General features: G+C 45.9%; 1 protein-coding gene. It reads right to left on the reverse strand.

The genetic code is table 11. The annotated features are described in order from the left end of the window. Nucleotides 1-670: class I SAM-dependent methyltransferase (locus ACFOFO_RS26460; protein WP_390333553.1), on the reverse strand; the 670-nt coding region annotated here is incomplete at its 3' end. Nucleotides 671-680: the final 10 nt, after the last annotated feature.

A 680-nucleotide genomic window follows, 5' to 3' on the forward strand; every position in this document is an offset into this window, starting at 1 on the left:
CGGCGAAGTAATTTATTAATCTTTTCTTTTCGGCTGAGCTGGGTTGGAGCCAATCCACCTTTTTATTATCTGGCGCGTTATTCAGCTGCAGCACCCCAAGCCCATGTGAATGAACAAACTCTAAATTATTCGGGTAACGCGCCTGCAGTTCTTCCCAGAGTTTCCATACCCCAAAGTTGCGTTCGCGAACATTCGTGTCGTGAAACATGACAACAGCACCGGGGGCCAATTTTGGCAGCCAAGTATCCAAATCATGGCGAACTGCCTCATACGTGTGCAGCCCGTCAATGTGCAATAGTTCTACTGATTCATCCGCAAAATAGGTTACTGCATCATCAAACGTCATCCGCAGCAACCGAGAAAATCCGGCATAGTGTGCCTGATGATGCTCATTAACTTTGGCGAAAATTTCCTCGTTATATCGACCCGCATGCTCATCGCCCTGCCACGTATCGACGGCATAACATTTTGATGAAATGCCAGCCTCGACAACTGATTGACAGAATGAGAAATAGGAATTTCCACTATGCGTGCCAAGCTCAACAAATATCTTTGGTGCGACCTCTTGGATCACCCATGCTGCAAAAGGTAAGTGACCAACCCAAGCATTCGGGATTTGAAGGGAGTTTGGAGTAAATGATGCTGCTGTAATTAAATTGTTTGCGATCATGACATTGTTT

The sequence above is a fragment of the Pseudundibacterium arcticum genome (assembly GCF_042646465.1).
GTDB classification, from domain to species: domain Bacteria; phylum Pseudomonadota; class Gammaproteobacteria; order Burkholderiales; family Burkholderiaceae_D; genus Undibacterium_A; species Undibacterium_A arcticum.